Origin of the sequence: Neochlamydia sp. TUME1, assembly GCF_000813645.1 — a bacterium.
In the GTDB taxonomy this organism is placed as follows: Bacteria; Chlamydiota; Chlamydiia; order Chlamydiales; family Parachlamydiaceae; genus Neochlamydia.
This window is the reverse complement of the sequence record NZ_JRXI01000224.1, coordinates 1-1,846: the sequence shown is the minus strand read 5'-3', so window position 1 is coordinate 1,846 and position 1,846 is coordinate 1. Positions and strand designations below refer to the sequence as shown.

Annotated in this window: 1 rRNA gene; it reads left to right on the top strand. The window is 47.5% G+C overall.

Annotated features, from left to right (window positions below):
* Window positions 1-231 precede the first annotated feature (231 nt).
* Window positions 232-1,775 (top strand): 16S ribosomal RNA (locus DB41_RS10205).
* Window positions 1,776-1,846 lie beyond the last annotated feature (71 nt).

Here is a 1,846-nt window from a genome sequence, read left to right as displayed (position 1 = left end):
TTGCGAAAATAATTCCATATTTTGTATGTTTACTGCTTCTTAAGTGAAAAGTTAAGAAGAAGAACAAAAAAAAGCGTGACCAACGAGTGACGCAAAAAGCTATTTGACAGTGATAGAAAGACAATGTGCAAGCAAACATAAAGTTTGTGCGAAGATTAAAAGGCAACTTTTAATCTCGTTAATAGAATCAGAGATAAATAAATCATTTATCAAGTTTTCAAAGAATATATTTTTCTTGAGAATTTGATCTTGGTTCAGATTGAATGCTGACAGCGTGGATGAGGCATGCAAGTCGAACGAAATGTAGCAATACATTTAGTGGCGGAAGGGTTAGTAATACATGGGTAACTTACCATTAACTTGGGAATAACGATTGGAAACGATCGCTAATACCGAATGTGGTGATAACAAGGCATCTTGAAATCATTAAAGTGGGGGATCTTCGGACCTCGCGGTTAAAGAGAGGCCCATGGGATATCAGCTAGTTGGTAGGGTAAAGGCCTACCAAGGCTAAGACGTCTAGGCGGATTGAGAGATTGACCGCCAACACTGGGACTGAGAACTGCCCAGACTCCTACGGGAGGCTGCAGTCGAGAATCTTTCGCAATGGGCGAAAGCCTGACGAAGCGACGCTGTGTGAGTGATGAAGGCCTTCGGGTCGTAAAACTCTTTCGCCTGGGAACAAGGGGATCTAGCTAACATCTAGAGAACTTGAGCGTACCAGGTAAAGAAGCACCGGCTAACTCCGTGCCAGCAGCTGCGGTAATACGGAGGGTGCAAGCATTAATCGGATTTATTGGGCGTAAAGGGCGCGTAGGCGGGAAGGAAAGTCAGATGTGAAATCCCGGGGCTCAACCTCGGAACAGCATTTGAAACTTCCTTTCTTGAGGGTAGACGGAGAAAATGGAATTCCACAAGTAGCGGTGAAATGCGTAGATATGTGGAAGAACACCAGTGGCGAAGGCGATTTTCTAGTTTACACCTGACGCTGAGGCGCGAAAGCAAGGGGATCAAACAGGATTAGATACCCTGGTAGTCCTTGCCGTAAACGATGTATACTTGGTGTAACCGGAATCAACCCTGGTTGTGCCGAAGCTAACGCGATAAGTATACCGCCTGAGGAGTACGCTCGCAAGGGTGAAACTCAAAAGAATTGACGGGGACCCGCACAAGCAGTGGAGCATGTGGTTTAATTCGATGCAACGCGAAGAACCTTACCCAGGCTTGACATGCAGATGATCATTACAGAGATGTAATTTCCCTTCGGGGCATCTGCACAGGTGCTGCATGGCTGTCGTCAGCTCGTGCCGTGAGGTGTTTGGTTAAGTCCAGCAACGAGCGCAACCCTTATCATTAGTTGCCAACACTTTGGGTGGGAACTCTAATGAGACTGCCTGGGTTAACCAGGAGGAAGGTGAGGATGACGTCAAGTCCGCATGGCCCTTATGTCTGGGGCTACACACGTGCTACAATGGTCGGTACAGAAGGCAGCGAAGCCGCGAGGTGAAGCAAATCCTAAAAGCCGATCTCAGTTCAGATTGTAGTCTGCAACTCGACTACATGAAGACGGAATTGCTAGTAATGGTGGGTCAGCAACACCACCGTGAATACGTTCCCGGGTCTTGTACACACCGCCCGTCACATCATGGGAGTTGGTTTTACCCGAAGCCGCTGGCTCAACCGCAAGGAGAGAGGCGTCTAAGGTGAGGCTGATGACTGGGATGAAGTCGTAACAAGGTAGCCCTACCGGAAGGTGGGGCTGGATCACCTCCTTTTAAGGACAGAGAATGCGTTAGGAATAACCATTCTTAGGTTGAAACAAACTTTAGCTGCACATTGTCTTCCT